Origin of the sequence: Pseudomonas sp. WS 5078 (assembly GCF_012985745.1) — a bacterium.
Classification (GTDB): Bacteria; Pseudomonadota; Gammaproteobacteria; order Pseudomonadales; family Pseudomonadaceae; genus Aquipseudomonas; species Aquipseudomonas lundensis_A.
Genome location: NZ_JAAQWX010000021.1, coordinates 19,205 through 44,004 on the forward strand (window position 1 = coordinate 19,205; position 24,800 = coordinate 44,004).

24 protein-coding genes, 5 tRNA genes and 1 riboswitch are annotated in these 24,800 nt (G+C 58.2%); of the genes, 14 read left to right on the forward strand and 15 right to left on the reverse strand.

Annotation, left to right across the window (positions count from 1 at the left end; translation table 11 throughout):
• Positions 1-9: 9 nt before the first annotated feature.
• From astB to astE, 3 genes are all read left to right on the forward strand, one after another.
• The gene (gene astB / locus HBN68_RS21200; protein WP_169966051.1) at positions 10-1,356 is read left to right on the forward strand and encodes an N-succinylarginine dihydrolase; all 1,347 of its coding nucleotides are present in this window, start codon (positions 10-12) and stop codon (positions 1,354-1,356) included.
• Positions 1,357-1,420: 64 nt separating this feature from the next.
• A complete protein-coding gene (locus HBN68_RS21205) occupies positions 1,421-1,708 on the forward strand; it encodes a hypothetical protein (RefSeq protein ID WP_047276959.1) in 288 nt (95 codons plus the stop codon).
• 13 nt (positions 1,709-1,721) lie between these two features.
• Positions 1,722-2,744 carry a succinylglutamate desuccinylase gene (gene astE, locus HBN68_RS21210; protein WP_169966049.1) on the forward strand — a complete coding sequence of 341 codons (1,023 nt, stop codon included), beginning with the start codon at positions 1,722-1,724 and terminating at the stop codon, positions 2,742-2,744.
• Here the strand turns inward: astE and HBN68_RS21215 are convergent.
• A complete protein-coding gene (locus tag HBN68_RS21215; RefSeq protein WP_169966047.1) occupies positions 2,729-4,195 on the reverse strand; it encodes a M91 family zinc metallopeptidase in 1,467 nt (488 codons plus the stop codon). The genes astE and HBN68_RS21215 overlap by 16 nt on opposite strands.
• 144 nt (positions 4,196-4,339) lie before the next feature.
• On the reverse strand, positions 4,340-4,852 hold the full coding sequence (locus HBN68_RS21220) for a 6,7-dimethyl-8-ribityllumazine synthase (protein WP_094993815.1): 513 nt from the start codon (positions 4,850-4,852) through the stop codon (positions 4,340-4,342).
• 129 nt (positions 4,853-4,981) lie between these two features.
• Positions 4,982-5,152, reverse strand: a riboswitch (FMN riboswitch).
• A gap of 214 nt (positions 5,153-5,366) precedes the next feature.
• On the opposite strand from HBN68_RS21220, the gene ltaE reads away from it, so the two are divergent.
• From ltaE to mgtE, 9 genes are all read left to right on the forward strand, one after another.
• Positions 5,367-6,371 (forward strand): low-specificity L-threonine aldolase, encoded by a 1,005-nt coding sequence (ltaE, locus tag HBN68_RS21225; RefSeq protein ID WP_169966045.1) that lies wholly within the window; start codon positions 5,367-5,369, stop codon positions 6,369-6,371.
• Between the two features lie 146 nt (positions 6,372-6,517).
• Entirely contained in the window at positions 6,518-9,136 is a 2,619-nt protein-coding gene (gene alaS, locus HBN68_RS21230; protein WP_169966042.1) for an alanine--tRNA ligase, read from the forward strand.
• Positions 9,137-9,219: 83 nt separating this feature from the next.
• Positions 9,220-10,455 carry an aspartate kinase gene (locus HBN68_RS21235; protein ID WP_169966040.1) on the forward strand — a complete coding sequence of 412 codons (1,236 nt, stop codon included), beginning with the start codon at positions 9,220-9,222 and terminating at the stop codon, positions 10,453-10,455.
• A gap of 187 nt (positions 10,456-10,642) precedes the next feature.
• The gene (csrA, locus tag HBN68_RS21240) at positions 10,643-10,831 is read left to right on the forward strand and encodes a carbon storage regulator CsrA (protein ID WP_003175645.1); all 189 of its coding nucleotides are present in this window, start codon (positions 10,643-10,645) and stop codon (positions 10,829-10,831) included.
• 61 nt (positions 10,832-10,892) lie between these two features.
• Positions 10,893-10,983: transfer RNA gene (locus tag HBN68_RS21245), tRNA-Ser, on the forward strand.
• 107 nt (positions 10,984-11,090) lie between these two features.
• Positions 11,091-11,167 (forward strand) — tRNA-Arg (locus tag HBN68_RS21250).
• 70 nt (positions 11,168-11,237) lie between these two features.
• Positions 11,238-11,314, forward strand: a tRNA-Arg gene (locus HBN68_RS21255).
• Between the two features lie 70 nt (positions 11,315-11,384).
• Positions 11,385-11,461: transfer RNA gene (locus HBN68_RS21260), tRNA-Arg, on the forward strand.
• Between the two features lie 441 nt (positions 11,462-11,902).
• Positions 11,903-13,345, forward strand: a complete 1,443-nt coding sequence (gene mgtE, locus HBN68_RS21265; RefSeq protein WP_047276945.1) for a magnesium transporter — start codon at positions 11,903-11,905, stop codon at positions 13,343-13,345.
• A 116-nt stretch (positions 13,346-13,461) separates the two neighbouring features.
• Here mgtE and HBN68_RS21270 read toward each other — a convergent pair whose 3' ends face one another.
• A complete protein-coding gene (locus HBN68_RS21270) occupies positions 13,462-13,788 on the reverse strand; it encodes an Arc family DNA-binding protein (RefSeq protein ID WP_047276944.1) in 327 nt (108 codons plus the stop codon).
• A 363-nt stretch (positions 13,789-14,151) separates the two neighbouring features.
• On the opposite strand from HBN68_RS21270, the gene phnN reads away from it, so the two are divergent.
• Positions 14,152-14,730, forward strand: a complete 579-nt coding sequence (phnN, locus tag HBN68_RS21275) for a phosphonate metabolism protein/1,5-bisphosphokinase (PRPP-forming) PhnN (protein ID WP_169966038.1) — start codon at positions 14,152-14,154, stop codon at positions 14,728-14,730.
• Here the strand turns inward: phnN and HBN68_RS21280 are convergent.
• Together HBN68_RS21280 and HBN68_RS21285 are read right to left on the reverse strand one after the other, a co-directional pair.
• Positions 14,722-14,901 carry a PA3371 family protein gene (locus HBN68_RS21280; protein WP_094993820.1) on the reverse strand — a complete coding sequence of 60 codons (180 nt, stop codon included), beginning with the start codon at positions 14,899-14,901 and terminating at the stop codon, positions 14,722-14,724. The two genes, phnN and HBN68_RS21280, sit on opposite strands and share 9 nt — an antisense overlap.
• An 18-nt stretch (positions 14,902-14,919) precedes the next feature.
• Positions 14,920-15,156, reverse strand: coding sequence for a hypothetical protein (locus HBN68_RS21285; protein ID WP_169966036.1), 237 nt, complete (start codon positions 15,154-15,156; stop codon positions 14,920-14,922).
• Positions 15,157-15,512: 356 nt separating this feature from the next.
• On the opposite strand from HBN68_RS21285, the gene HBN68_RS21290 reads away from it, so the two are divergent.
• A tRNA-Arg gene (locus HBN68_RS21290) sits at positions 15,513-15,589 on the forward strand.
• A 31-nt stretch (positions 15,590-15,620) separates the two neighbouring features.
• Here the strand turns inward: HBN68_RS21290 and HBN68_RS21295 are convergent.
• The 10 genes from HBN68_RS21295 to HBN68_RS21340 form a co-directional block, all read right to left on the reverse strand.
• Positions 15,621-15,908, reverse strand: a complete 288-nt coding sequence (locus tag HBN68_RS21295) for a hypothetical protein (protein WP_094993821.1) — start codon at positions 15,906-15,908, stop codon at positions 15,621-15,623.
• Between the two features lie 150 nt (positions 15,909-16,058).
• A complete protein-coding gene (locus HBN68_RS21300; RefSeq protein WP_169966034.1) occupies positions 16,059-16,958 on the reverse strand; it encodes an SDR family oxidoreductase in 900 nt (299 codons plus the stop codon).
• 120 nt (positions 16,959-17,078) lie between these two features.
• Positions 17,079-18,386, reverse strand: a complete 1,308-nt coding sequence (locus HBN68_RS21305) for an MFS transporter (RefSeq protein ID WP_169966032.1) — start codon at positions 18,384-18,386, stop codon at positions 17,079-17,081.
• 46 nt (positions 18,387-18,432) lie between these two features.
• A complete protein-coding gene (locus HBN68_RS21310) occupies positions 18,433-19,668 on the reverse strand; it encodes a sugar MFS transporter (protein ID WP_169966030.1) in 1,236 nt (411 codons plus the stop codon).
• Positions 19,669-19,713: 45 nt separating this feature from the next.
• On the reverse strand, positions 19,714-20,082 hold the full coding sequence (locus HBN68_RS21315; protein ID WP_094993825.1) for an L-rhamnose mutarotase: 369 nt from the start codon (positions 20,080-20,082) through the stop codon (positions 19,714-19,716).
• Positions 20,079-20,855, reverse strand: coding sequence for an SDR family oxidoreductase (locus tag HBN68_RS21320; protein WP_169966028.1), 777 nt, complete (start codon positions 20,853-20,855; stop codon positions 20,079-20,081). Before HBN68_RS21320 ends, HBN68_RS21315 begins: the two co-directional genes overlap by 4 nt.
• Positions 20,852-21,715 carry an amidohydrolase family protein gene (locus HBN68_RS21325; protein WP_169966026.1) on the reverse strand — a complete coding sequence of 288 codons (864 nt, stop codon included), beginning with the start codon at positions 21,713-21,715 and terminating at the stop codon, positions 20,852-20,854. The genes HBN68_RS21320 and HBN68_RS21325 overlap by 4 nt, the downstream gene beginning before the upstream one ends.
• A gap of 33 nt (positions 21,716-21,748) precedes the next feature.
• Positions 21,749-23,026, reverse strand: a complete 1,278-nt coding sequence (locus tag HBN68_RS21330; protein ID WP_169966024.1) for an L-fuconate dehydratase — start codon at positions 23,024-23,026, stop codon at positions 21,749-21,751.
• 14 nt (positions 23,027-23,040) lie between these two features.
• On the reverse strand, positions 23,041-23,889 hold the full coding sequence (locus tag HBN68_RS21335; protein WP_094993829.1) for an ureidoglycolate lyase: 849 nt from the start codon (positions 23,887-23,889) through the stop codon (positions 23,041-23,043).
• A gap of 38 nt (positions 23,890-23,927) precedes the next feature.
• Positions 23,928-24,668, reverse strand: a complete 741-nt coding sequence (locus tag HBN68_RS21340) for an SDR family oxidoreductase (RefSeq protein ID WP_169966022.1) — start codon at positions 24,666-24,668, stop codon at positions 23,928-23,930.
• Positions 24,669-24,800: the final 132 nt, after the last annotated feature.

Below are 24,800 nucleotides of genomic sequence, written 5' to 3' on the forward strand. Positions count from 1 at the left end.
GCCTCGCTGATGAAGTCCTTTGAAGTCAATTTTGACGGTTTAGTGGGGCCGACCCATAACTACGGCGGGTTGTCCTTCGGCAACGTCGCGTCCCAGAGCAACAGCCAGCAGGCTTCCAACCCCAAGGAAGCCGCGCTGCAAGGCCTGGAAAAAATGAAAGCGCTGATGGACATGGGCTTTGTCCAGGGCGTTCTGGCCCCGCAAGAGCGCCCGGACGTGGCTGCCTTGCGCAGCCTGGGGTTTGGCGGCACCGATGCTCAGGTCATTCAAAAAGCGGCCAAAGACGCCATGCCGTTGCTGGTAGCCAGTTGCTCGGCATCAAGCATGTGGGTGGCCAACGCGGCGACGGTCAGCCCGAGTGCCGACACGGCCGACGGGCGGGTGCATTTCACCGCCGCCAACCTCAACTGCAAGTTTCATCGCAGTATTGAACACCCGACCACCAGCCGTGTGTTGGGGGCGATGTTTGCGGACCCTCAGTATTTTGCCCACCACGCGGCTTTGCCGGCCGTGGCGCAATTTGGTGATGAAGGTGCGGCAAACCACACCCGTTTCTGCCGGGACTACGGCGAAGCCGGCGTCGAGTTCTTTGTGTATGGACGCAGCGCCTTCGACAGCCGTTATCCGGCACCTCAGAAATACCCGGCACGCCAGACGCTTGAGGCCTCTCAAGCGGTGGCGCGCCTGCACGGCCTGAGTGAGGCGGGCGTCGTGTTTGCGCAGCAGAACCCGGCGGTCATTGACCAGGGTGTGTTCCATAACGATGTCATTGCGGTAGGCAATGGCGAACTGTTGTTCCATCACGAAGATGCCTTCCTGAACACTGACCAGGTGCTGGCCGAGTTGCACGGCAAGCTGCAGGCACGTGGCGCGCAATTCCAGTCCATTTGTGTGCCGCGCGACCAGGTGGCTGTTGAAGATGCGGTGCGCTCGTACCTGTTCAACAGCCAATTGTTGAGCCGTGCGGATGGTTCGATGCTGCTGATCGTGCCTGAAGAGTGCCGCAGCAACCCGCGTGTCTGGCAGTACCTGCAAAGCCTGACCGCCTGCGGCGGACCGGTTCGTGAGGTCAAGGTTTTTGATCTCAAGCAAAGCATGCAGAACGGCGGTGGCCCGGCTTGCCTGCGGCTGCGGGTCGCACTGAAAGAAACAGAGCTGGCGGCGGTCAATCCGGGGGTTATCATGACGCCCGCGTTGTACGGCACGCTCACCCGTTGGGTGAACAAGCACTACCGCGATGCGCTGCGCGAAAGCGATCTGGCGGATCCGCAGTTGTTGCTTGAATGCCGCACGGCACTGGATGAACTGACGCAAATCCTTAAACTGGGCGCGGTCTATCCATTCCAGATCAATTGAACACCGCTTTGTACGGGCGTTGATGCCCGTACTGGCCACTCCACTTTCCACTGAGTACGAAACTATGAGCGATTCCCTGCAGCTGATCCTTGAAGACACCGACGGCACGCAATTGCAAACGTCCTGCACCCGCGTTGCGGTCATGTGGCAGGGCAAGGAGCTGTGGATCCAGCAAGACGGCCGCGGCCAGTTGTTGATCGGTGTAGACGTGGAAGAAGGCGACGCCGAATATGCCAACCTGCTGTTGCGTCCACTGGCCACCAACCTGGTGAGCCTGCAACTGGAAATGGAACCGGCTGACATGAGCGATGACGAAGACGGTCACGTCCACGGCCCGGACTGTAATCACTGATTAAGGATGCTCTATGCTCGCCCTCGGCAAACTGCTTGAACTGACCCTGGCCGGTCGTGAACCGGCCCAGAAAATTCAACTGACGGCCGAAGGCGTGCGATTGCGCTGGCTAGGTGAGGGCGCACTGGATGTTACGCCGCCCAGTGGCCAGGACGTTGGCCTGGATTTACTGTTGTCAGCGGGCATTCACGGTAACGAAACAGCGCCGATCGAGCTGCTCGATCGCCTGTTGCACGGCATCGCACGTGGAGACATCAAGCCGCGTGCACGCATTCTGTTCTTGTTCGGCAATCCGGGTGCCATGCGCACCGGTGAGCGTTTTGTCGAGGAGGACCTCAACCGGCTGTTTAACGGCCGTCACGAAAGCAGCTGCGGCCCTGAAGCCCTGCGCGCTTGTGAGCTGGAGCGTTTGGCTACGGTGTTTTACAGCCAGCCGGACCGCACCCGTTTGCACTATGACCTGCACACCGCGATTCGCGGTTCGAAACTCGAACAATTTGCCCTGTATCCGTTTAAGAAAGATCGCGTCCCGTCGCGTCGCGAACTGGTGCGCCTGCGTGCGGCGGGCGTGGAAGCGGTTTTGTTGCAAAACAAGCCGTCGATTGTGTTCAGTGCTTTCACCCGCGAAAAACTGGATGCCGAGGCGTTCACCCTTGAGTTAGGTAAAGCGCGGCCGTTTGGGTGCAACGCAAGTGTGAATGTAGAGCGCCTTGAGCAACGTTTGAAACAGATCATTGAGGGCACTGAGCCGTCACTGGACGAGGCGTCGCTGGACGGCTTGCAGCTGTTTCGCGTGGCGCGAGAAGTCATTAAGGAAAGTGACGCGTTTATTCTGCATTTGCCGTCCGATGTTGAGAACTTTTCAGAGTTGCCCAAAGGTTATTTGCTGGCTGAAGATGCCGGGAAAACCCGCTGGATCATTGAGGAGAAGGGCGCGCGGATTATCTTCCCCAATCCCAAGGTCAAGACTGGTCTGCGCGCCGGGATCATTATTGAGCCCGCGTCCGAAGCGTTGCTGGATCAATCATTGGCGTAATAAATGTAGGTTTTGCGCAGTTGCAGGCCCAGTTCCCCGAGTAACGCATTTTCGGTGTAGGGGGTTGGGTTGGTCACTCGGGCAGGGGTGGCTGGGTCATCGTCGAAGTCAAACGGTTCAATGTTGCAAGGCAGTCCCACAACCTGCAGTTCGAGGTTGTTGACCATCGGCGCGGACTTGGTCCCGCCGTGTCCGTCAGGGCTCATGCCCCCGAAAACCGAGCCTGTCACAAAGTTATAGGCATGGCACAGTTCGTGATAGAGCGCTGCGAGCGGCACGTCTTCGGATTCTGAGTAGGTTGGATTGTAAAAAACCGTGCCGCCATAGGTTCGAGTGCCCGGCTTTCCCGACGCAGCGAATGCGGTGCCATCATTGAGTGTGGGGACATACAGGCCGTTTCGAACATGCTTGAACTCACGAATGGTGATGGGTTTCTTGCTGTCACGAATACTTTTGGTGAGTGCCCTTAACAGCTGGTGGCCATTGTCCGAGCCGAGCAATAACCTGAGGTCATCCTGAACCCGCTCAGTGAAGGTGTCGCTGCCTTCAATAATCAGACCGGTTTCGGACAGTGGTTGCGACGTGACCTTGAATACCGTTCCGATTTGCTTATCTGGCGTGTACGCGCCTTCTGAAATGGACGTGATTTGACTCCCCGTGTAGATCCGGTCACTGGCCTTGAGGTTATCGATGATGTTTTGCCCGTCGCCTGTGTAGATCACGTTGGTGGCCGGGCCTGCGGTGATCAGGTCGTCCCCGTCGTTGCCACTTAATATGTTGTGGCCCTGGCCACCGATGATGAGATCGTCACCTTTGCCGCCATCCACAAATACCCTGCCAGCGTCTCCCCGGAAAAAGTCGGCGCCACTGCCCAGATAAGCCGAAGTGGTGCCTGAGCCACTGACATTCACGATGTCGTTGCCGACGCCCGTGTTGACATAACTGCGCCCGGAGCCAGTCAACACCATGTCGTTACCAGCGCCGGTGAGGATGTTTGTTTTTTTCGCGTGGGTGATGACGGTGTCATTACCAGCGCCGGTTTCGATATGAAACGGATTTTTGAATGCGCTGGCGATATACACCGTGTCATCACCTTGGGATGTGTGTATTTCAATGATCTGTCGGGTGTTGGCGGGACGAATGTGGAAGCGCTGGTGATTGAGGTCAACGATGATCGTGTCGTTTTCCCCTTGGGTGACGAGCAGGGACGTACGTGGCGCAGAGGTACGAAACTCCAGCCGATCGACCGGCCGTTCGTACAGCACGCCCTCTGTAACGTAACGAAAGATCGAAACATACGCGCTCAGATGCAGCAGGCTTCTGGTAGTGGTTTCCACAACATGGGGGGTTGGGCTGGAGACGGTTTTTTCGGTCAGCTCCGGTGGGCCTTTGCTGGCGCCATCAATATGGAATTCAGGGCCCTCAGGCGCTGCAGGGGGGGTAGGGCACATAGGTAAGGCTCCATAGCATGTGGTTCAAACGTCTGGGGCAACCCCATTGATAACGATTGAAACGCTTTGAGTGCTTACGCGTGCTTTAGATAGTTAGTGCGCAATCCCGACTGACCGGGGGATGGTCAGTCGGGAATTCAGGCGTTATACCGCGCGCTTTTGCTGGGTATCGAGACGCTTGATGTTGCGGATTTTCTGCAAGGTGTCGACGCAGGTCTTTGCCGCTTCCTGGCCTTTGTGCACAAAGTGGTCAAAGAAAAATTTCTGGTGCTCTTCGCCCGCGTGGAAATGATGCGGGGTCAGGCTGACCGAGAACACAGGCACTTCGGTTTCCAGCTGCACTTGCATCAGGCCGCTGACCACTGACTGCGCGACGAAGTCATGGCGATAGATGCCGCCGTCCACCACCAGGGCTGCACCCACAATGCCTGCATAGCGGCCGGTCTTGGCCAGCAGCTTGGCGTGTAGCGGGATCTCGAAGGCGCCACCGACTTCAAAAAAGTCGATGTCACTTTCCTGATAGCCCTGCTCCAGCATTTCGGCCAGAAAGCCCTTACGGCTTTGATCGACGATTTCTTTGTGCCAGCTGGCCTGAATGAACGCGACGCGCTCGTTGTGGTGGTTTTTGCTTTTGCTGTCGATTGCGGTGGGTTGCATGTTCAGACTCCTGTTTGTGTGAAAAACAGGGCATATGAATCGAATGGGATTTAAGGGTGCGTCCAGACAGGCCGCACGAGTGTGTAACCTCGACACTGGCCTGCCCGACTGACGGCCCTTTGGCGCCAATCCCGTTCTCTCTTCATCCGGACTATGACCGTCGGCCCCGGAATCACACCGGGTCTGCTGACCTTGCCAAGCCGTCTGCCGTAGCCTTCGGACCTGCCAAGCGCTCGCGGGCTATACGCATTGCGCGCAATTACCGCCGGTGGGGAGTTACACCCCGCCCTGAGAACGTTGCCGCCAGCCTTTCTGGCGGCGGGCATTTTGTATCACAAATGTTTCAGGGATGCATTGATGCTTTTTGCTAATGGTCATCGAAATTTCTGATGATTTTATCGGCTGGCTCGGACAATGCCGTTTGATTAATCTCGCGATAACCTGCACTCCTCTTGTTCGACAGGTATTTCACCGCTTAGCATCCAGTGTTTATCTCCTTTGGCTGAGGCTTCCAATGACTGTTATCGATCTTCGCAGTGACACCGTGACTCAACCCGGGCCAGGCATGCGTGCGGCCATGGCCGCCGCGCCGCTAGGGGACGATGTGTATGGCGAAGACCCGACGGTCAATCACCTGGAGGCTGAGTTGGCGTACAGGCTCGGGTTTGCGCAGGCCCTGTTCGTGCCCACCGGGACCATGAGCAATCTCTTGGCGCTGATGGCGCATTGCGAGCGGGGCGATGAATACATCGTCGGGCAGCAGGCCCACACGTATAAATATGAAGGCGGCGGGGCGGCGGTACTGGGGTCTATCCAGCCGCAGCCGCTGGAGGTGCAGACCGACGGGTCGCTGGACTTGAAGCAGGTGGCGGCCGCGATCAAACCGGATGACTTCCATTTCGCCCGTACCCGCTTGTTGGCACTGGAAAACACCATGCAGGGCAAAGTGCTGCCGCTTGAGTACCTGGCGGCGGCCAGTCGCCTGACCCGTGAGCATGGGCTGGCGCTGCACCTGGACGGGGCGCGGTTGTACAACGCAGCGGTCAAATCAGGGGTGGACGCAGCCGACATTACCCGTCATTTCGATTCGGTTTCGGTGTGTTTGTCCAAGGGGTTGGGCGCGCCGGTAGGCTCGGTGCTGTGCGGCTCGGCCGAATTGATTGCCCGGGCCCGACGCCTGCGCAAAATGGTCGGTGGTGGTATGCGTCAGGCCGGGCAATTGGCCGCGGCGGGTTTGTATGCACTGGATCATCAGGTGCAGCGCCTGGCGGACGACCATGCCAATGCGCAGCATCTGGCTGACGGGCTGCGCGCCTGCGGCTATGCCGTCGAACCGGTACAAACCAATATGGTGTACGTCGATCTGGGCGACCGGGCCCAAGCGCTCAAAGCCTTTGCCGCCGAACGCGGCATCAAGCTGAGCGCCGCGCCGCGCTTGCGGATGGTGACGCACCTGGATGTCAATCGCAGCCAAATTGAGCAGGTGGTCACGGTTTTGGACGAATTTAATCGGCAATGAGTGCGTAACCCGTCCAATTGAGTGTGCCTATCGTATAAACACGCTGTACCCAAGGCGCAGGGCCGATATAATGCGGCCCTTTGCGAGTCGCACTGTCGACCGACCTGATTGACTTGCCTCTGGCCTCAGCCTCCGTGGAAGAACCTATGAAAAGCGCAGAAATCCGTGAAGCCTTCCTTCGCTTCTTCGAGGAGCAAGGTCACACCCGTGTCCCTTCCAGCTCCTTGGTGCCAAATAACGACCCGACCCTGCTGTTCACCAACGCGGGGATGAACCAGTTCAAGGACTGCTTCCTGGGTCAGGAAAAGCGTGCTTACACCCGTGCAACCAGCAGCCAGAAGTGCGTGCGTGCCGGTGGCAAGAACAGTGACCTGGAAAACGTCGGTTATACCGCGCGTCACCACACCTTTTTTGAAATGCTCGGCAACTTCAGCTTTGGTGACTACTTCAAGAAAGACGCGATCAATTTCGCCTGGACCTTTCTAACCGGCGTACTGAAGTTGCCAGCGGACAAGCTGTGGGTGACTGTCTACGCCAGCGATGACGAAGCCTATGACATCTGGACCAAAGACGTCGGCGTGCCCGCTGAGCGCATGATCCGCATTGGCGACAATAAAGGCGCCCCGTACGCGTCCGATAACTTCTGGACCATGGGCGATACCGGCCCGTGCGGTCCCTGCACCGAGATTTTCTACGACCACGGCCCCGAAATCTGGGGCGGCCCGCCAGGCTCGCCAGACGAAGACGGCGACCGTTACATCGAAATCTGGAACAACGTGTTCATGCAGTTCAACCGCACCGCCGATGGCGTGTTGCATCCGTTGCCAGCACCGTCGGTGGACACCGGCATGGGCCTGGAGCGGATCAGTGCGGTGATGCAGCACGTCAATTCCAACTACGACATCGATTTGTTCCAGAGCCTGCTCAAAGCGGCAGCCGACGCCATTGGTTGCGCCAATGAGGGCCAGGCTTCGCTTAAAGTCGTGGCGGACCACATTCGTTCGTGCAGCTTCCTGATCGCGGATGGCGTATTGCCGTCCAACGAAGGTCGCGGCTACGTGCTGCGTCGGATCATTCGCCGCGCTTGCCGCCACGGCAACAAGCTGGGCGCGACCGGCAACTTCTTCTACAAGATCGTGGCTGCACTGGTAGCCGAAATGGGCGCCAGCTTCCCCGAGCTGGTGCGTGAACAGGCCAACATTGAGCGTGTCCTCAAGGCTGAAGAAGAGCAGTTCTCCAAGACGCTCGAACAGGGCCTGAAAATCCTGGAGCAGGATCTGGCTGACCTCAAGGGCACCGTGGTGCCGGGTGACGTGGTGTTCAAGCTGTATGACACCTACGGTTTCCCGATGGACCTGACAGCGGATATCGCCCGTGAGCGCAATCTGACCGTGGACGAAGCCGGTTTCGAACGCGAAATGGAAGCGCAGCGGGTGCGTGCCCGTTCGGCCAGCTCGTTCGGTCTGGACTACAACACCCTGGTCAAGGTGGATGTGCCGACCGAATTCATCGGTTACAACGCAACTCAAGGTTCTGCGAAGGTGGTTGCCCTCTATAAAGAGGGTCAGTCGGTCGACACCCTGAATGAAGGTGATGAAGGTGTGGTCGTGCTCGACCAGACGCCGTTCTACGCTGAGTCCGGCGGTCAGGTGGGTGACTGCGGTTACCTGCAGGCAGGTGCTGCGCGTTTTGACGTGCGCGACACCACGAAAACCGGCGGTGCCTTCCTGCACCACGGCGTGGTTGCGAAGGGCGGCCTGAACGTTGGCGAAACGGTTGAAGCTCAGGTTGATGCCGATGTGCGTCACGCGACGGCGTTGAACCACTCGGCCACTCACTTGCTGCACGCCGCATTGCGCAAAGTACTGGGTGAGCATGTTCAGCAAAAAGGTTCGTTGGTTGACAGTCAGCGCATGCGTTTCGACTTCAGCCATTTCGAAGCCATCAAGCCTGAGCAGATCAAAGCCCTCGAAGATATCGTCAACGCCGAGATTCGCAAGAATACCCCGGTACAAACCGAAGAAACCGACATCGAAACCGCCAAGCAAAAAGGCGCCATGGCGCTGTTCGGCGAGAAGTACGGCGACAACGTGCGCGTACTGAGCATGGGTGACGATTTCTCCGTGGAACTGTGTGGCGGTATTCACGCCAAGCGCACGGGCGATATCGGCCTGATGAAAATCACCAGCGAAGGCGGCGTGGCGTCGGGTATCCGTCGAATTGAAGCGGTGACCGGTGCTAGCGCACTGGCTTACTTGAACGCAGCGGAAGAGCAGCTCAAGGAAGCGGCGAACCTGATCAAGGGGTCGCGGGAAAATCTGGTCGACAAGCTCTCGGCGGTGCTGGAACGTAACCGCCAGTTGGAGAAGCAACTGGAGCAATTGCAGGCCAAGGCCGCAAGCGCGGCTGGCGACGATCTGTCGGCGTCGGCTGTGGACATCAAAGGCGTGAAAGTCTTGACCGCTCGCCTGGACGGTCAGGATGGCAAGGCGCTTCTGGCGCTGGTGGATCAGCTGAAGAACAAGCTCGGCCGCGCAGTGATCCTGCTGGGTGGAGTTTACGAAGACAAGGTCGTACTGGTTGCAGGCGTAACCAAAGACCTGACCGGCCAACTCAAAGCCGGTGATTTGATGAAGCAGGCCGCTGCGGCAGTGGGCGGGAAGGGCGGTGGTCGCCCGGACATGGCGCAAGGTGGCGGAGTAGATGCTGCTGCTCTGGACGCCGCGTTAGCCCTGACTGTGCCATTTGTCGAACAGGGTATCTGAGGTCCAGAACGCGCCGCTGTCTAGTGGCGGCGCGTCGTTTGAATGATAAATGGGCGCCCTTTAGGGGCTGAGGCTGCTTTGAAATGGCTTTGATCGTACAGAAATTCGGAGGCACCTCGGTCGGCACTGTCGAACGAATCGAACAGGTCGCCGATAAAGTTAAGAAGTTCCGCGAAGCCGGCAATGACCTGGTGATTGTATTGTCGGCAATGAGTGGCGAAACCAACCGCCTGATCGATCTGGCCAAACAGATCAGCGATCAGCCGTTGCCGCGCGAGCTGGATGTCATCGTTTCTACCGGCGAGCAAGTGACCATTGGCTTGTTGGCCATGGCGCTGAACAAGCGGGGCGTGTCCGCGGTGTCCTACACCGGCAGCCAGGTGCGTATCCTCACCGACAGCTCTCACACCAAAGCCCGCATCCTGAAAATAGACGATCAGAAGATTCGCGCAGACCTCAAGGCCGGGCGTGTGGTTGTGGTCGCCGGTTTCCAGGGCGTGGACGAGCAGGGCAACATCACCACATTGGGCCGTGGCGGCTCTGATACGACGGGTGTGGCGCTGGCGGCTGCGCTGAAGGCTGACGAGTGCCAGATCTACACCGATGTCGATGGTGTCTACACCACCGACCCGCGTGTGGTGGCGCAGGCTCAACGTCTGGAGAAGATCACCTTCGAAGAAATGCTGGAAATGGCCAGCCTGGGCTCCAAGGTGTTGCAGATCCGTGCGGTCGAGTTCGCCGGCAAGTACAACGTTCCGCTGCGCGTATTGCACAGCTTCAAGGAGGGTCCTGGCACCCTCATTACTATTGATGAAGAGGAATCCATGGAACAGCCGATCATTTCTGGTATCGCGTTCAATCGCGATGAAGCCAAGCTGACCATCCGTGGCGTGCCAGACACCCCGGGCGTGGCGTTCAAGATTCTGGGCCCGATCAGCGCGGCCAACATTGAAGTCGACATGATCGTGCAGAACGTGGCACACGATAACACCACCGACTTTACCTTCACCGTGCACCGCAACGATTACAGCGCGGCGCAGACCGTGCTGGAAAACACGGCGCGTGAGATCGGTGCGCGTGAAGTGGTCGGCGATACCAAGATCGCCAAAGTGTCGATCGTGGGTGTGGGTATGCGCTCGCACGCTGGTGTGGCCAGCCGCATGTTTGAGTCGTTGGCTAAAGAGAACATCAACATCCTCATGATCTCGACCTCCGAGATCAAAGTGTCGGTGGTGATAGAAGAGAAATACCTGGAGCTGGCAGTACGCTCCTTGCACACCGCTTTTGAATTGGACGCGCCTGCCCGACAGGGTGAGTAATGCGTTGCCCAAAGGGCGCGGTTGATCCGCGCCCTTTGTTTTTTTGATAAATGTGAACGAAGGCCTCTTGTTTCGTCATGTTGGTCAATACTTAAGGCGCGTCGGGCTATAGCTGTTTAGCTAGTAGGCCGAAGCCCTTTTTTTTTGCAGACTGTTGTCCCTGAATGAATAGCGTGAGGAGAAAGCTATGCTGATTTTGACTCGCCGGTGCGCAGAAAGCCTGATCATAGGCGACGGTGAAATTACTGTGACCGTGCTCGGCGTCAAAGGAAACCAAGTGCGAATCGGTGTGAATGCCCCCAAAGAAGTGGCCGTGCACCGGGAGGAAATCTACCTGCGGATCAAGAAAGAAAAGGACGAAGAACCAAGTCTTTAATTTTATTTAAGTTTTTGGTTGCATACGGGGAAAAGGCTGGTTATTATACGCCCCGTGTTGCGGAGAGGTGGCCGAGTGGCCGAAGGCGCTCCCCTGCTAAGGGAGTACATCTCAAAAGGGTGTCGGGGGTTCGAATCCCCCCTTCTCCGCCATTATTCAAGTAGCACGTTAGAATCTAGCCGTTTCAGTAAGTTGTTGAATTTATTGAAAAAAACACTTGGCAGAGAGATTCAACGGTCTATAATACGCAGCTTCAAATGCACTCGTAGCTCAGCTGGATAGAGTACTCGGCTACGAACCGAGCGGTCACAGGTTCGAATCCTGTCGAGTGCACCATATAAGAGTTAGTTGCTTCGGTAGTTAACTTGGCTTCAACCAGGGTGGTCTGGTCTAACAAACACAACTTGCACTCGTAGCTCAGCTGGATAGAGTACTCGGCTACGAACCGAGCGGTCACAGGTTCGAATCCTGTCGAGTGCACCATTTAAGAGTTAGTTGCTTCGGCGGTTAACTTGGCTTCAACCAGGGTGGTCTGGTCTAACAAACACACCTTGCACTCGTAGCTCAGCTGGATAGAGTACTCGGCTACGAACCGAGCGGTCACAGGTTCGAATCCTGTCGAGTGCACCAAACACCAAAAAGCCCGCCTTTAAAGCGGGCTTTTTGCTGTCTGCGATTTGACATACTTCTGGCGTGTTTGACTGGATTGCGCCTTGTGCGGATACACCCTCAATCAATCAGGAATTAACCCGCTCCTGGGCTGTCTGTTAAAGAGCATGCCGCGCCTGAACGGTTTTTCGCGTGCACGTGTGTTCTCTTCCTTGAATCCGGCGTCGCAGATTCAGTCTCGCGAGCATTGAGCTTCGCCTGATCGCAAGCATTTGTTATCCCCGAGATTTTTAACGTCATTAATTTTTTAAGCCGTGTATGATTGCGCCCGTCAGCCCCGCCGGGGCTTGTGGAATACCTCCATGGACTTACCCAGTAGTAATTCAGCATCCCGCTTTACCAATCATGAATTGACTGATTGATCCTTCCGGCGTGCCCTGCTGCTGGGAGTGGAGTTCGCCTATGACCGAAGTTGAAGTAAAAAAGACTCAAGACAGCCTGCAAAGCCGTCTTGCGCAAGTGATTGAACTGCTTAACCGCCAGCGTGTGGTCGAAGACCTGACACATCGTCAGGAAGGCCATCACCATGATCGGGTCGAAAACCTGGTCCACCGGCAAAATCTCGTTGAGCTCCAGCGCAAGCTGGAAGACCTGCACTCCGCCGACGTTGCTTACATTCTTGAAGCGTTGCCTCTGGATGACCGTCTGACGGTCTGGCAGTTGGTCAAGGCTGACCGCGACGGCGACATCCTGCTTGAAGTGTCGGACTCGGTTCGAGAAACCCTGATCGCCGACATGGACGATCACGAGCTCCTGGCAGCAGCCAAGGAGATGGACGCTGACGAACTTGCTGACCTGGCCCCCGAGCTGCCGCGAGACGTCGTCCATGAACTGATGGAAACCCTTGACGGCCAGCAGCGTGAGCGCGTTCGCTCCGCGTTGTCCTATAACGAGGATCAGGTCGGCGCCCTGATGGACTTCGAGATGGTGACCATCCGCGAAGACGTCAGCCTTGAAGTGGTTCTGCGTTACCTGCGGCGTCTCAAGGAGCTGCCGGGCCATACCGACAAGTTGTTTGTGGTGGATTACGACGGTGCGCTCAAAGGCGTGCTGCCGATCAAGCGCCTGCTGGTAAATGACCCTGAAAAACAGGTGTCCGAAGTGATGGCCAGCGATCCGGTGAGTTTCCATCCGGATGAAGACGCCTACGATGCGGCGCAGGCATTTGAGCGGTACGACTTGATCTCGGCTCCGGTGGTCGACAAGAACGGCAAGTTGATCGGTCGTTTGACCATCGATGAAATGGTCGACTTGATCCGTGAAGAAAGCGAAACCGAAGTTCTCAACATGGCGGGTTTGCGCGAAGAGGAAGACATTTTCGCGTCTGTCTGGAAATCCCTGCGCAACCGTTGGGCTTGGCTGGCGATTAACCTGATCACCGCGTTTCTTGCGTCGCGGGTCATTGGGTTGTTTGAAGGTTCGATTGAAAAGCTGGTGGCACTGGCAGCCCTGATGCCTATTGTGGCGGGCATTGGCGGCAACTCCGGTAACCAGACCATCACCATGATCGTGCGGGCGATGGCGCTGGACCAAGTGAACACAGGCAGCACGTCGCGTCTGATGCGCAAAGAACTCGCGGTGGGCTTGATTAACGGTCTGGTGTGGGGCGGTGTGATCGGTGTAGTGGCCTATCTGCTCTACGGCAGCTGGTCGCTGGGAGTGGTGATGACCGCTGCCATGACGCTCAACTTGTTGTTGGCAGCATTGATGGGGGTATTGATCCCGATGACGCTGGCCCGGTTGGGCCGTGACCCGGCCATGGGTGCCAGTGTGATGATTACCGCGGTAACTGACAGTGGCGGATTCTTCATCTTCCTGGGGTTGGCCACGATCTTCCTGCTCTAGTCACCAACGGCTTGATCTGACTGTGTCGATCAAGCCGTTTTTGTGACTGCTTGCTGCGTTCGGGCCGCCCACAAAAAAGCCAGCACAAGGCTGGCTTTTTTGAAAAGGCGTCTAGATCACGAGGCGTCGGATGCCATTTCGACATCGTGTGCAATCAGTGAAACCAGCGCATTTTGTTGACGATGTGACAGCTGGCGGAAGCGTTGCAACAACTCGCGTTCATGCATCGAGAGCTCAGGGCTGTCGAGGCGCAATGCGGGCTCGTCGCCCAAAGCGCCTTCCTGGATGAGGCTCTGTTCCAGGCGGGCAATGATTTCTGAGTTCATGCTGCGATGGTGATTACGTGCCACCTCGGCAATGCGCTCGCGCATTCCGTCTGGCAGGCGCACTACGAACTTGTCAGCCGTACGGCTGGAATAAATAGCCTGTTTCAATGGGCGCATATAGTTAACCGGTTAGTTCAGGGGAGCGGTTCTCGGGATTGGCCGCAGGATGTGTTTTAAGACCATCTTTGGGGCCAAATGTTCAACCTGAATTGCTAAGAGGCCGGCATCATGCCTCAAATTAGCCACTTCCCTGGCGTCAATTCTGTGACAAATATTGAACCGGATACAGGCTTTTTGCCAGTAGCGATTATCAGAAATGCGCACTGCGTTTGATAGCGGTACTGGGCTCCATTCATCTGAAACGCCTCATACAAAGCAATTACCACGCAAATTGTTTGGAAGATCCAGCTGCAACCCTCACTTAAACCGTGAGAGGGCAGTGCCCGGACTTAAAAGATCAACAGCAGAAGGGGCTCGCAGATGCCAGGCAACTTGATCTATTTGATGGGGCCTTCTGGCTCGGGCAAAGACAGCCTGATCGAAGCGGCCCGTCATTCTCTGGCCGAGCGGGGTTGTGAGGTGATGCGGCGTGTCATCACGCGCTCAGCCGAATCCGTGGGGGAGGACGCGCAGGGTGTTTCAGCCCAAGCGTTTGAGGCGCTCAAAGAGCAGGGCGCCTTTGCCTTGCACTGGCAGGCGCATGGCCTCAGCTACGGGATTACCACGCTACTGGATGACTACCTGCGCCAGGGTCGCCATGTACTGGTGAACGGTTCGCGCGCGCATCTGGAGCAGGCCCGTCAGCGCTATCCCGATTTAGTGGCAGTCATGTTGTGTGTGAGCACAGAGGTTTTGCACGAAAGGCTGCTCAAACGGGGCCGCGAAACGCCTGAGCAAATCCGGCAACGGTTGCAGCGTAATCAGTTATTTCTTGAAGGCATGCCACGCCATGAGGCTGAGGCTATTAAAGTGCTCGATAACTCCGGCAGCTTGACCGTGGCGGTGCAAGGCTTGCTGGCCTTGATTGATCACGGCGTGGACTACCCGGCCTCAGCGTAATTGCGGGTCGAACTTGATCCGGCGTCCTACTAGCAACGCCAGCAGCCAACAGCCGAAGAACGTAGCGGCGGCGAACAATGGCACGTCGCCCAGATCCCCATTAGGGATAAATATATCCAGCGCCAGACTGGCCAGCGCCAACATCAAAAAGCCAAATGCAATTTTGGACATGATTCGTTAAAGCTCTCTTTAGAAAACCCAGCTGTGGCCCTGAACCGCTTGCGTCTGCGCAGGGTGCTCGGCGGTCAGGTGAGGTGTGCCGCTTTGATCTGGAGTCATCACCGCCAACTGTGGCAATGGCGAGTGGGGTTTATACGTACCCGCAATCTCAGCGCTCTGTTGACCAGACGCCTCATCGGGTTGGAATTGAAAAAAGACCAGAACGGCCAGCGCGAGTGCATTCAACAGGATCAGTGTGCTGTTCATGGCGGTCATCTCTGAGGGCATGGACTTAATACTGTTGTGATTGCAGTCTTCGTGCCAACGCAGGATACCTATAAAAGCCTTGTAAAACAGTCATTTACTATCAGTTTTTAAGGTGCGTGAGTTGCAAATTGCAATGAAGCCTTTTTGCTGCAATGCAAATTGCACGATGGCAGGGATGATGCAGTCCTGCACGCTGCTTTAGCGTGTTTTGCACGCTATCCCGGCGGTTGCCCTGTCTACCGAGCATTAAGGCCCTTACACGTAAAAAGCCAACGGACGACATGACAAATCACGGTATCGCCGTTAACATGCTCGCCGACCTGCACACCGCGCCCTGTGCGTGGTACGCGTGATCAGTCTCAGTAGCTCAATTGGATAGAGCATCCCCCTCCTAAGGGGAAGGTTGCAGGTTCGAACCCCGCCTGGGACACCATTTCACGTCATTGCCTTTCAGTTTTTCCCCTTCAAATTTTTTCCTCCTGCCCTTCGAGCTCGGCTTGTTTTAGCCAAGATTCGGTGATGCGGCGTTCCAGTTCTTCAAGGTCCGCCATGCCCAACACGCGTGTGGTGTTCAGGCCGCGTATATACCCCATTAATTGATTGGCCGCGGTGCGTTGAGCGTCAGGGCATGCATGGCTGTCGTGAAGCACGTCTTCGTACCTCGTCAGGTATTCGGCCACCCGTTCGCGGTATTGCGGCAGTACCGCGTCACGGATGCGGTCGAAGGTTCGCAGTTTTTGATTGGTATTCACGGTTGACCCTTATTTGAAGAATGGGCTGTTGTTTTTGTTACAACCAGAATTGAATGTAACCCACCCGTGACCCCGACCGCGATACCTGTGCACGTTTCAGCGGTCGGGCCGCACCGGGCGGCCCTGTTCGCGTTTTAACGTGTCATGCCATTACGCAATGGAGGTCCCGCCGGTAATGCCGAAGATCTCACCCGTGATGTAGCTCGACTCCTGACTGGCCAGCAGTACGTAAATCGGCGCGCACTCGGCCGGTTGTCCTGCTCGGCCGATTGGAGTTTCGGCGCCGAAGGTAGGGATTTTTTCCTGAGGCTGCCCACCGCTGGGTTGCAGCGGTGTCCAGAACGGGCCGGGTGCCACGGCATTGACGCGAATGCCCTGGCCGATCACCTGTTTGGCCAGCGCTTTGGTAAACGCCGCAATTGCTGATTTGGTCGGCGCGTAGTCGAGCAACGTTTCCGACGGCTGATAGGCCTGAATCGACGTCGTGTTAACGATGGTGGCACCGGCCGGCAAGTGCGGCAGCGCGGCTTTGCACAGCCAGAACAGTGCGTAGACGTTGGTTCTGAAGGTTGCGTCAAACTGCTCGGTGGTCAGGTCGGCAATGGCTTTTTGCGCAGTTTGTTTACCTGCGACGTTCACCAGAATATCCAGCCCGCCCAAGCCTTTGACAGCCTGGCTCACCAGCTCCAGGCAAAACGCTTCTTGGGACAAGTCGCCAGGTATGCAAATGGTCTTGCGACCTTCGGCCTCGATCAACGCGACCACGTCCCGGGCGTCCGCTTCTTCCTCGGGCAAATAGTTCAGCACGATGTCCGCGCCTTCGCGGGCGTAGGCAATAGCTACGGCGCGGCCGATACCCGAGTCAGCCCCGGTAATCAGCGCCTTGCGGCCCGCCAACCGTCCAAAACCTTTGTACGACGTTTCGCCATGGTCGGCGTGGGGCTGTAATTTGTGCACTGAACCGGGAGCCGGTTGCGGTTGTTCGGGGAAGCCCGGCTGAGGGTATTGCGTCACCGGGTTCTGCATTGCGTACTGGTTTTCGGTCGTCATGTGGGCTGCTCCAGCTCCGATTGAAATTACAAGCGCTGTTGCGCCTCTCAAAAAATCGGAGTTGGAGCAGGGTTTGATCGTTCAATCGGATTTTCAGGCGTCTGTCCCCCGTGCTGGTATTCAGCGGGTGGCTGCGGGCACCCCCTGTTGCGCTGACCCAGTGCTGGTCTTGCTGGTGCGCAAGAGCATCAGTGCGCCCAGTAAGGCCGTCCCGGCCAGGAAGTACATGCCCGCATGGGGGTTGTCGAAGTGCTGCTCCACAAACGTTTTCACGGTCGGTGCCAGAAAGCCGCCCAGATTGCCCAGCGCGCCGATCACCGCAATGCCACTGGCAGCCGCTGCGCCGCTCAGCAGTCGGGTTGGCAGGGTCCAGAACAGCGGTTGCACGGTGATAAAGCCCGACGCAGCCAGGCAAAACGCCAGGATCACCAGCGGCAGGCTGGCGCTGAGCGTCGAACCCACCATGCCCAGCGCTGCTAGCCCCAACATCCAGGCGGCATAGCGGGTTTGCTGGCCTTTGCGGTCGGCACGTCGTGTCACCGCGTACAGCATGCACACTGTGGCAATCCACGGAATGGAGGTTAGCGCGCCCACCTGCAGCCCGATCCCGGTGCCCAGCAGCTCGGCAATTCGCGTCGGCAGGTAAAACAGGACGCCGTACACACTGACCTGAATCGTGAAGTAGATCAGCGTGAAATACAGCACGGCAGGGTTGATCAGGGCGGCGCGCCAGGATGAAGGGCCTTGATTGGCTTTTTGCCGCTGTTCGGTCTGCAGTGCTTGCTCAATCGCGGCTTTTTGCTCGATGTTCAACCACTTCGCATCACGTGGACTGTCATTGAGGTAGAAGAACGCAATCACCCCGATCACGGATGCAGCCAATCCTTCTGTCACAAACATCCATTGCCAGCCGGTCAGCCCAAACTGGCTGCTCTCCAGCAACCAGCCCGAGACCGGGCCGCCGATCATCAGCGAAAGCGGTACGCCGAAGTAGTAAATGCCATACGCCGAACCGCGCTGGTTTTGCGGGAACCAGTAGGTCAAATACAACACCACCCCCGGCGACAGACCTGCCTCAGCCACACCCAGCAAGAAACGCAGGATGTAGAAGCTGGTTTCGTCATGAGCAAACATCATGGCCGCGGAGACAAGCCCCCACGTGACCATGATCCGGCTCAACCAGACGCGGGCGCCGATCTTGTGCAGCATCAAGTTGCTGGGGACTTCAAACACCGCATAACCGATAAAGAAAATCCCGGCCCCCAGTGCAAATGCTGCGTTGCTCAGGCCGGTGTCGGCCTGGAAGGCATGTTTGGCGAACCCGATATTGGAGCGGTCAATAATGGCCATGGCGAACATCAGCGCCACGAACGGCAGGATGCGCCAGCGGATCTTGCTCAAGGCTTGTTTCAAGGCGGGATTGGACATGCAGAACTCCGGTTATTGTTTTTGTGGAGTGCAACAACATCGGGTGTCAGTGGGGCTGCGGGCTACGCAATGCACGGCGGGCGTAGGCCGCGACAATCAAAAAACACCCCATCGGCAGTAGATACGCCAGTGCGGTTGAAGAGTGGTCGGCCACCAGCCCCATCACGTAGGGCAGCAACGCGCCGCCGACAATGGACATGATCATGAACGAGCTGCCGCGCTTGGTGTGCGGACCAAGGTTTTTCACGCCCATGGCAAACAAGGTCGGAAACATGATCGACATAAAGAAGAACGTGGCCACCAGTGCGATCACCGACACGCCTTCCAGGCCGCTGACCACCACCGCGCACAGCGCGGTATTAATCAATGCATAGATCAGCAGCAGGCGCTGGGCATTGACCCGGCCCATTAGCCAAGTACTGAAGAAACGCCCGAACATGAAACTGAGCATTGCCACTGACAGCAGGTAGGCGGCTTGCTGACTACTCATCTGCGCCCAATGCTCCGTGACGTAGTTGATGAAGAATGCCCCGACCCCGACCTGCGCGCCGACATAAAAAAATTGAGTGATGACCCCGGTGACGAATTCGCGATGCTGCCACAGGGTTTTGTCACTGCGTTGTTGCACGGCGTTTTCCTGTTCGCGCAAATCCGGCAGCGGGGTGCGGCCGATCAGCAGCGCGACCAGCAATACCAGGCCGGCGATCACCAGGTATGTCATCTGCAGCGATTGGGTGGATTCGAGATGGCTGGCACCGCCGAAGAACAGCGCGCCGCCAATCAGCGGGCCAAAAAACTGGCCCAGCCCGTTGAATGACTGCGCCAGATTCAAGCGCCGCTCGGCGCCTTCGGGTGCACCCAATACGGTGGCGTAGGGGTTGGCGGCTGTTTCAAGGCAGCCAAGACCGCATGCGATCACGAACAGGGCAAACAGAAAAAACGGGAAACTCTGCGCCGATGCGGCGGGCATGAACAGCAACGCGCCGATGGCATACAGGCACAGGCCGAGAAGAATTCCCGCCTTGTAACCGTATTTATCCATCAAAAAACCAGCGGGCAGGGCGATTAGAAAGTACGCGCCGAAATAGGCGCTCTGCAGCAGCCCGGACTGCGCCTTGCTGACGTGCAGCGTGTCCTGAAAGTGCTTGTTCAACACATCCAGCAAGCCGTAGGACAGGCCCCACAAAAAGAACAGGCACGTCACCAGTATCAGTGCCCGGCGATAGGAAGAAACCGCCGCCAGACGGGTTGACGCTGCAACGGTGGAATGCTTGAGTGACATAACGCATCTCCTGCTTATTGTTGTTGTGATGTCGTTGCCTTGTGTTTAAACGTGTTGCGCTTCGCCTGTTTCGGTCGCCTGCAGGCTGAAAATCTGCGTCATCGGTGTCCACTTCTGGTGCTCGGCCGTCCACGGTGTGGGCTGCTGAAAACGCCACATCAGCGCCTCCCATGCCTGCACATCAGGGTCACTGGCCTGCGCGCGGGCAAACGCGTGGGCATCGAATCCGGGGGCGGTGTCCATGACCATGAACAGCCGCGTGCCCAGTCGCCAGATCTGCATGTCCAGTACTCCGTGAGCGAGCAGGTGCTGGCTGATCTGCGGCCAGATCTGCCGATGCAGGGCTTCGTATTGCGCGATCAGCGCCGGGTCGTCTTTCAGGTCAAGGGCCAGGCAGTGGCGTTGTGCGTTCATGTCAGCGCCCGGTCCAGGTGGGTGTAACCGCCGTCGACCACCAGCCATTGTCCCGTGGTGTGGGAAGACCGGGACGACAGCAAGAACAGCACGCTGTCAGCAATTTCTTCGGCGGTTGTCATTCGCTGACCAAAGGGAATTTTCTCGACGATGCTGGCCAGTTTGGCCTTGGGGTCGGCAAAGGTGTCGATCCAGCGCTCGTACAACGGCGTCATCACCTCGGCTGGAACCACTGCGTTGACGCGTACCCCATCATTGCGCAGCGCGGTGGCCCATTCCCGGGTCAGTGACAGCTGCGCCCCTTTGGCGGCGGTATAGCCACTGGTGCCACCCTGACCGGTAAGCGCGGTTTTGGAACTGATATTGACGATGGCCCCGCGGCTGGCTTTGAGGGCATCCACGCACAAATGGGTCATGACGTAATAGTGGATGAGGTTTTTTTCCAGCGACTCGACAAAGCCCGTACGCCCGGCCTCCAGTCCTACGCCGTCATTGACCCCGGCATTGTTCACCAGCCCGTCGATACGTCCGAAACGCGCCAGCATCTGGGCCACTGCGGCGCGGCAGGCGTCCTCGTCGCGCAACTCCACTTGAATGAACAGGCTTTGCGCCTGACGCTGGTCCAGTGCCCGCGCCAGCTCTTCCGGTAACGGGCTGTGGCCAAAAATCACCGGGATCGCGCCTTCATCGGCCAGCCCCAATGAAATGGCCGCGCCAATCCCCGAACCGCCACCGGTGACGATAAACACCTTGTCTTGCAGGTAAAGATTCATGGGTTAACTCCTTCAATCCCGTAGACACGGCACGCGGTGCCGCCCCAAATGGCTGCCTGTTCAGACGCGCTGAGTGGCTGCAAGGCCTGCTCAACCAAGGCGCAAGTGCCTGCATACTCGCTGGCCAGCAGGCACACCGGCCAGTCAGAGCCGAACATCAGTCGATCGGCGCCAAACAGCTCCAGCGCAGTGTGCAGGTAGGGCAGTAGCGGCGCGCTGTGTCCGGTTTGCCAATCCGCCTCGGTCATCAGCCCCGACAGTTTGCAACTGACATGGGGCAGTGCAGCCAGTGGCGCGAGCTGTTGCCGCCACGCCTGCACGTCGCGGGCACGGACGTCGGGCTTGCCCAGATGATCGAGCACCAGATGATGCCGGTCGTGGTGTTGGCACCACTGTGTCGCGGCAGGCAGATCCCGCGCTTTGATCAGCACCTCATACACGTAGCCTTTGCCTTGCAACGTGCTGAGACCGCGGTTAAACGCCGCGTCCTGCATCAACGTGGCGGGCACGGGCTCGTCTTGCAGCTGATGACGGAAGCCGCGCAATGTGCTGGCCTGTGCCCATCGCTCAAGTGACGCCTCAAGGGTGATCGAGCGCAGGTCGGCCCACCCCACCACGGCCCGCACCCACGGATACTGCCCGGCCAGGTGCAGCAGGTGGTCGGTCTCGCTTGGGCAGCCGCGGGCCTGCACGGCAATACAGCCGTCAAACCCGGCCCGGTCCAGTAAGGGACGCAAATCCGCGGGCTGAAAATCCCCGCGCAGGCGCGGCATGTCGTGGGTAATCCACGGGTAACTGGCCGCATCGTAGCGCCAGAAATGCTGGTGAGCGTCCAGCCGAAGTGAGTGTCGGGACGACATTGTTGTTGTACTCCGTCCGCTGATGACTGTGGTTCAACCCCGGTAGCGATAGTGCTCGCGGGAGGCGGCCTTCATCTGAATCGAAAACCCCGGTGCCTGCGGCGGCATATACGCCGCATCGCGGATTACACAGGGGTCTTCGAAGTGTTCATGCAGGTGATCGACAAACTCCACCACCCGCCCTTCGTGGGTGCCTGCGATACACAGGTAATCAATCATCGACAAGTGCTGCACGTATTCGCACAGCCCAACTCCGCCCGCGTGCGGGCACACCGGCAAGTCGTACTTGGCTGCCATCAGCATCACTGCCAGCACTTCGTTAACCCCGCCCAGTCGGCAGGCATCGATCTGCACCACGTCGATGGCTTCGCGCATGATCAATTGCTTGAATACGATGCGGTTCTGGCACATCTCGCCGGTGGCCACTTTGACCGGGGCGACGCCCAGGCGAATTTTTCGATGACCTTCGACGTCGTCCGGGCTGGTGGGTTCTTCAATAAACCACGGATTGGCGAAGGACAATTCGCGCACCCAGTCAATGGCAGTGTCGACTTCCCACACCTGGTTGGCATCAATCATCAACTTGCGATCCGGCCCCAATACCTCGCGGGCGATGCGCACGCGTCGGATGTCATCTTGCACGTCATGCCCGACTTTTAATTTGACGTGGGAAAACCCTGCGTCCACCGCTTCTTGGCACAGGCGCCGCAGCTTGTCGTCGGCGTAACCCAGCCAGCCGGCTGAGGTGGTGTAGCAGGGGTAGCCGTGGGCCTGGAGCAGTGCCATGCGATCGGCCTTACCCTCGGCGCGCTCGCGCAGCAGGCTCAGGGCCTCGTCAGGGGTAATGCAATCGGTGAGGTAGCGAAAGTCGATGCAGCGCACCAGTTGCTCGGGGCTCATGTCGGCTACCAGGCGCCACACCGGTTTGCCTTCAGCCTTGGCCCACAAATCCCACGCGGCGTTGACCACGGCGCCGGTGGCCAAGTGGATGGCGCCCTTGTCCGGGCCGATCCAGCGCAGTTGGCTGTCGCTGGTGACATGGCGCCAGAAACGGCCCATGTCCTCGGCGATCCAGTCCAGCTTCAACCCCACCAGCAGGCCCGCCAGCGCCTTGATCGAGGCACAGCAGATTTCATTGCCGCGGCCGATGGTGAACGTCAGCCCGTGGCCTTCAAGCCCGGGGGTGTCGGTTTCGAGGATGACATAGGCCGCGGAATAATCCGGGTCGGGGTTCATCGCATCGGAGCCGTCCAGCGATTGCGAAGTGGGGAAGCGAATGTCTTCAACCCGTACGGCGGTAATGGTGGTCATGGCGCAACTCCCTGTCAGTCGGCATTTACCGTGCGTTGGTTTTGTTCACCGAGGCCACTGATGCCCAGGCGGATCTGCTGGCCGGCGCGCAGGTACACGGGCTCGGGTTTGATGCCCAGCCCGACGCCGGGCGGGGTGCCGGTGGAAATCACATCGCCGGGTTGCAGGCTCATGAATTGGCTCAGGTAGCTGATGATTCTCGGGATCTGAAAAATCATCGTCCGTGTATTGCCGTTTTGATAACGCTTGCCGTCCACTTCCAGCCACAGGTCAAGTTGGTGCGGGTCGGGGATTTCATCACGGGTCACCAGCCACGGGCCGAGTGGACCGAACGTGTCGCACCCTTTGCCCTTGTCCCAGGTGCCGCCCAGCTCCAGCTGGAACTCACGCTCGGACACATCGTTGATGACGCAATACCCGGCCACATGCTCCAGCGCGTCGGCTTCGCTGATGTAACGGCCGCCTTTGCCGATGACCACGCCCAGTTCCACCTCCCAGTCGGTCTTGCGCGAATGGCGCGGGATTTCAATGTCATCGTTGGGGCCGACAATAGCGCTGGTCCATTTGCCGAACACCACGGGCTCGGCCGGAATCGGTGCGCCGGTTTCGGCAGCGTGATCGGCGTAATTGAGACCAATACAAATGAATTTTCCGACCTGACCGACGCACGCACCCAGGCGCGGCGAGCCCGCAACGCGGGGCAGCGAGGTGGGGTCGATGTCCCGCAGGCGGTTCAGGCTGTCGGGGCTCAAGGTTTGGCCGGCAATGTCCGTGACTACCGCAGACAAATCCCGCAGCTCACCGTTGTCATCCAGCAATGCAGGACGTTCCTGGCCTTTTTCGCCATAGCGCAGCAGTTTCATAAAAGCTCCTTGAAAGGAAAGGGGGGTGCAGCGGGGGGCTAGTTGCTCCAGCCGCCATCAATGATTTGCGTTGTGCCGGTGGTGAAACCGCTGGCGCTCGACCCGAGGTACAACGCCAGTTGCGCGATTTCTTGCGCCGAACCGATGCGGCCCATGGGCTGGCGGCTGACAAACGCGGCGTACACCTCGTCTTCGCTGCGGTGTTCGCGCAGGGCCTGTTCAGTGATGCGCTGGCGCAGGGAAGGGGAGTCCACCGTGCCAGGGCAAATGGCGTTGCAGCGAATGTTCTGGCTGACGAAGTCGGCCGCTACGGCCCGGGTCAAGCCAATCACTGCCCCTTTGCTGGCGCAGTAGGCGAAGCGGTTGGGCACGCCTTTGATGCTGGACGCCACCGAGGCCATGTTGATGATCGACCCCCCGCCGTGTGTCAGCATCGCCGGGAGAAAGGCGCGGATCATGCGGTACATGGCCGTGACGTTCAGGTCGAGGGCGAAGGCCCAGTCCTTTTCGTTGCAGTCGAGGATGTTGCCGCTGTGCACCACGCCCGCGCAGTTAAACAGCACGTCCAGCGGTCCCAGCTCGGCGGCGAGGCGTTCAATGGCGTGTGGGTCGGTGACGTCGAGCAGGTGTGTGCGCGCGCCTTTCAGCGTGTCGAGGGCGTCGGCATTAATGTCGGCGGCGAAGACCTCGGCGCCAGCGGCGAGGTAGGCCTGCACACTGGCCAGGCCGATACCCTGGGCTGCTGCCGTGATGAGGACGCGTTTGCCGGAAAGATCCATGGAAACTCCGTAACTCTGTTCATTATTGTTATTTGGTCCAATGGTCAGGCCATTTGGGGCGTAGCAACTGGCAAACCGCACAAGGTTTGGAGCACGCTTTGCGTTATGATCGCACTACGAGATCCATCCAAT

Coding starts and splice junctions, on each gene's coding strand:
- csrA (WP_003175645.1), top strand. CDS start 10,643: ATGCTGATTTTGACTCGCCGGTGCGCAGAAAGCCTGATCATAGGCGAC.
- astE (WP_169966049.1), top strand. CDS start 1,722: ATGCTCGCCCTCGGCAAACTGCTTGAACTGACCCTGGCCGGTCGTGAA.
- HBN68_RS21325 (WP_169966026.1), bottom strand. CDS start 21,715: ATGTCGTCCCGACACTCACTTCGGCTGGACGCTCACCAGCATTTCTGG.
- astB (WP_169966051.1), top strand. CDS start 10: ATGAAGTCCTTTGAAGTCAATTTTGACGGTTTAGTGGGGCCGACCCAT.
- phnN (WP_169966038.1), top strand. CDS start 14,152: ATGCCAGGCAACTTGATCTATTTGATGGGGCCTTCTGGCTCGGGCAAA.
- HBN68_RS21300 (WP_169966034.1), bottom strand. CDS start 16,958: ATGACGACCGAAAACCAGTACGCAATGCAGAACCCGGTGACGCAATAC.
- alaS (WP_169966042.1), top strand. CDS start 6,518: ATGAAAAGCGCAGAAATCCGTGAAGCCTTCCTTCGCTTCTTCGAGGAG.
- HBN68_RS21220 (WP_094993815.1), bottom strand. CDS start 4,852: ATGCAACCCACCGCAATCGACAGCAAAAGCAAAAACCACCACAACGAG.
- HBN68_RS21235 (WP_169966040.1), top strand. CDS start 9,220: ATGGCTTTGATCGTACAGAAATTCGGAGGCACCTCGGTCGGCACTGTC.
- HBN68_RS21215 (WP_169966047.1), bottom strand. CDS start 4,195: ATGTGCCCTACCCCCCCTGCAGCGCCTGAGGGCCCTGAATTCCATATT.
- HBN68_RS21340 (WP_169966022.1), bottom strand. CDS start 24,668: ATGGATCTTTCCGGCAAACGCGTCCTCATCACGGCAGCAGCCCAGGGT.
- HBN68_RS21335 (WP_094993829.1), bottom strand. CDS start 23,889: ATGAAACTGCTGCGCTATGGCGAAAAAGGCCAGGAACGTCCTGCATTG.
- HBN68_RS21205 (WP_047276959.1), top strand. CDS start 1,421: ATGAGCGATTCCCTGCAGCTGATCCTTGAAGACACCGACGGCACGCAA.
- HBN68_RS21305 (WP_169966032.1), bottom strand. CDS start 18,386: ATGTCCAATCCCGCCTTGAAACAAGCCTTGAGCAAGATCCGCTGGCGC.
- mgtE (WP_047276945.1), top strand. CDS start 11,903: ATGACCGAAGTTGAAGTAAAAAAGACTCAAGACAGCCTGCAAAGCCGT.
- HBN68_RS21280 (WP_094993820.1), bottom strand. CDS start 14,901: ATGTCCAAAATTGCATTTGGCTTTTTGATGTTGGCGCTGGCCAGTCTG.
- HBN68_RS21310 (WP_169966030.1), bottom strand. CDS start 19,668: ATGTCACTCAAGCATTCCACCGTTGCAGCGTCAACCCGTCTGGCGGCG.
- HBN68_RS21270 (WP_047276944.1), bottom strand. CDS start 13,788: ATGCGCCCATTGAAACAGGCTATTTATTCCAGCCGTACGGCTGACAAG.
- HBN68_RS21285 (WP_169966036.1), bottom strand. CDS start 15,156: ATGAACAGCACACTGATCCTGTTGAATGCACTCGCGCTGGCCGTTCTG.
- HBN68_RS21330 (WP_169966024.1), bottom strand. CDS start 23,026: ATGACCACCATTACCGCCGTACGGGTTGAAGACATTCGCTTCCCCACT.
- HBN68_RS21320 (WP_169966028.1), bottom strand. CDS start 20,855: ATGAATCTTTACCTGCAAGACAAGGTGTTTATCGTCACCGGTGGCGGT.
- ltaE (WP_169966045.1), top strand. CDS start 5,367: ATGACTGTTATCGATCTTCGCAGTGACACCGTGACTCAACCCGGGCCA.
- HBN68_RS21315 (WP_094993825.1), bottom strand. CDS start 20,082: ATGAACGCACAACGCCACTGCCTGGCCCTTGACCTGAAAGACGACCCG.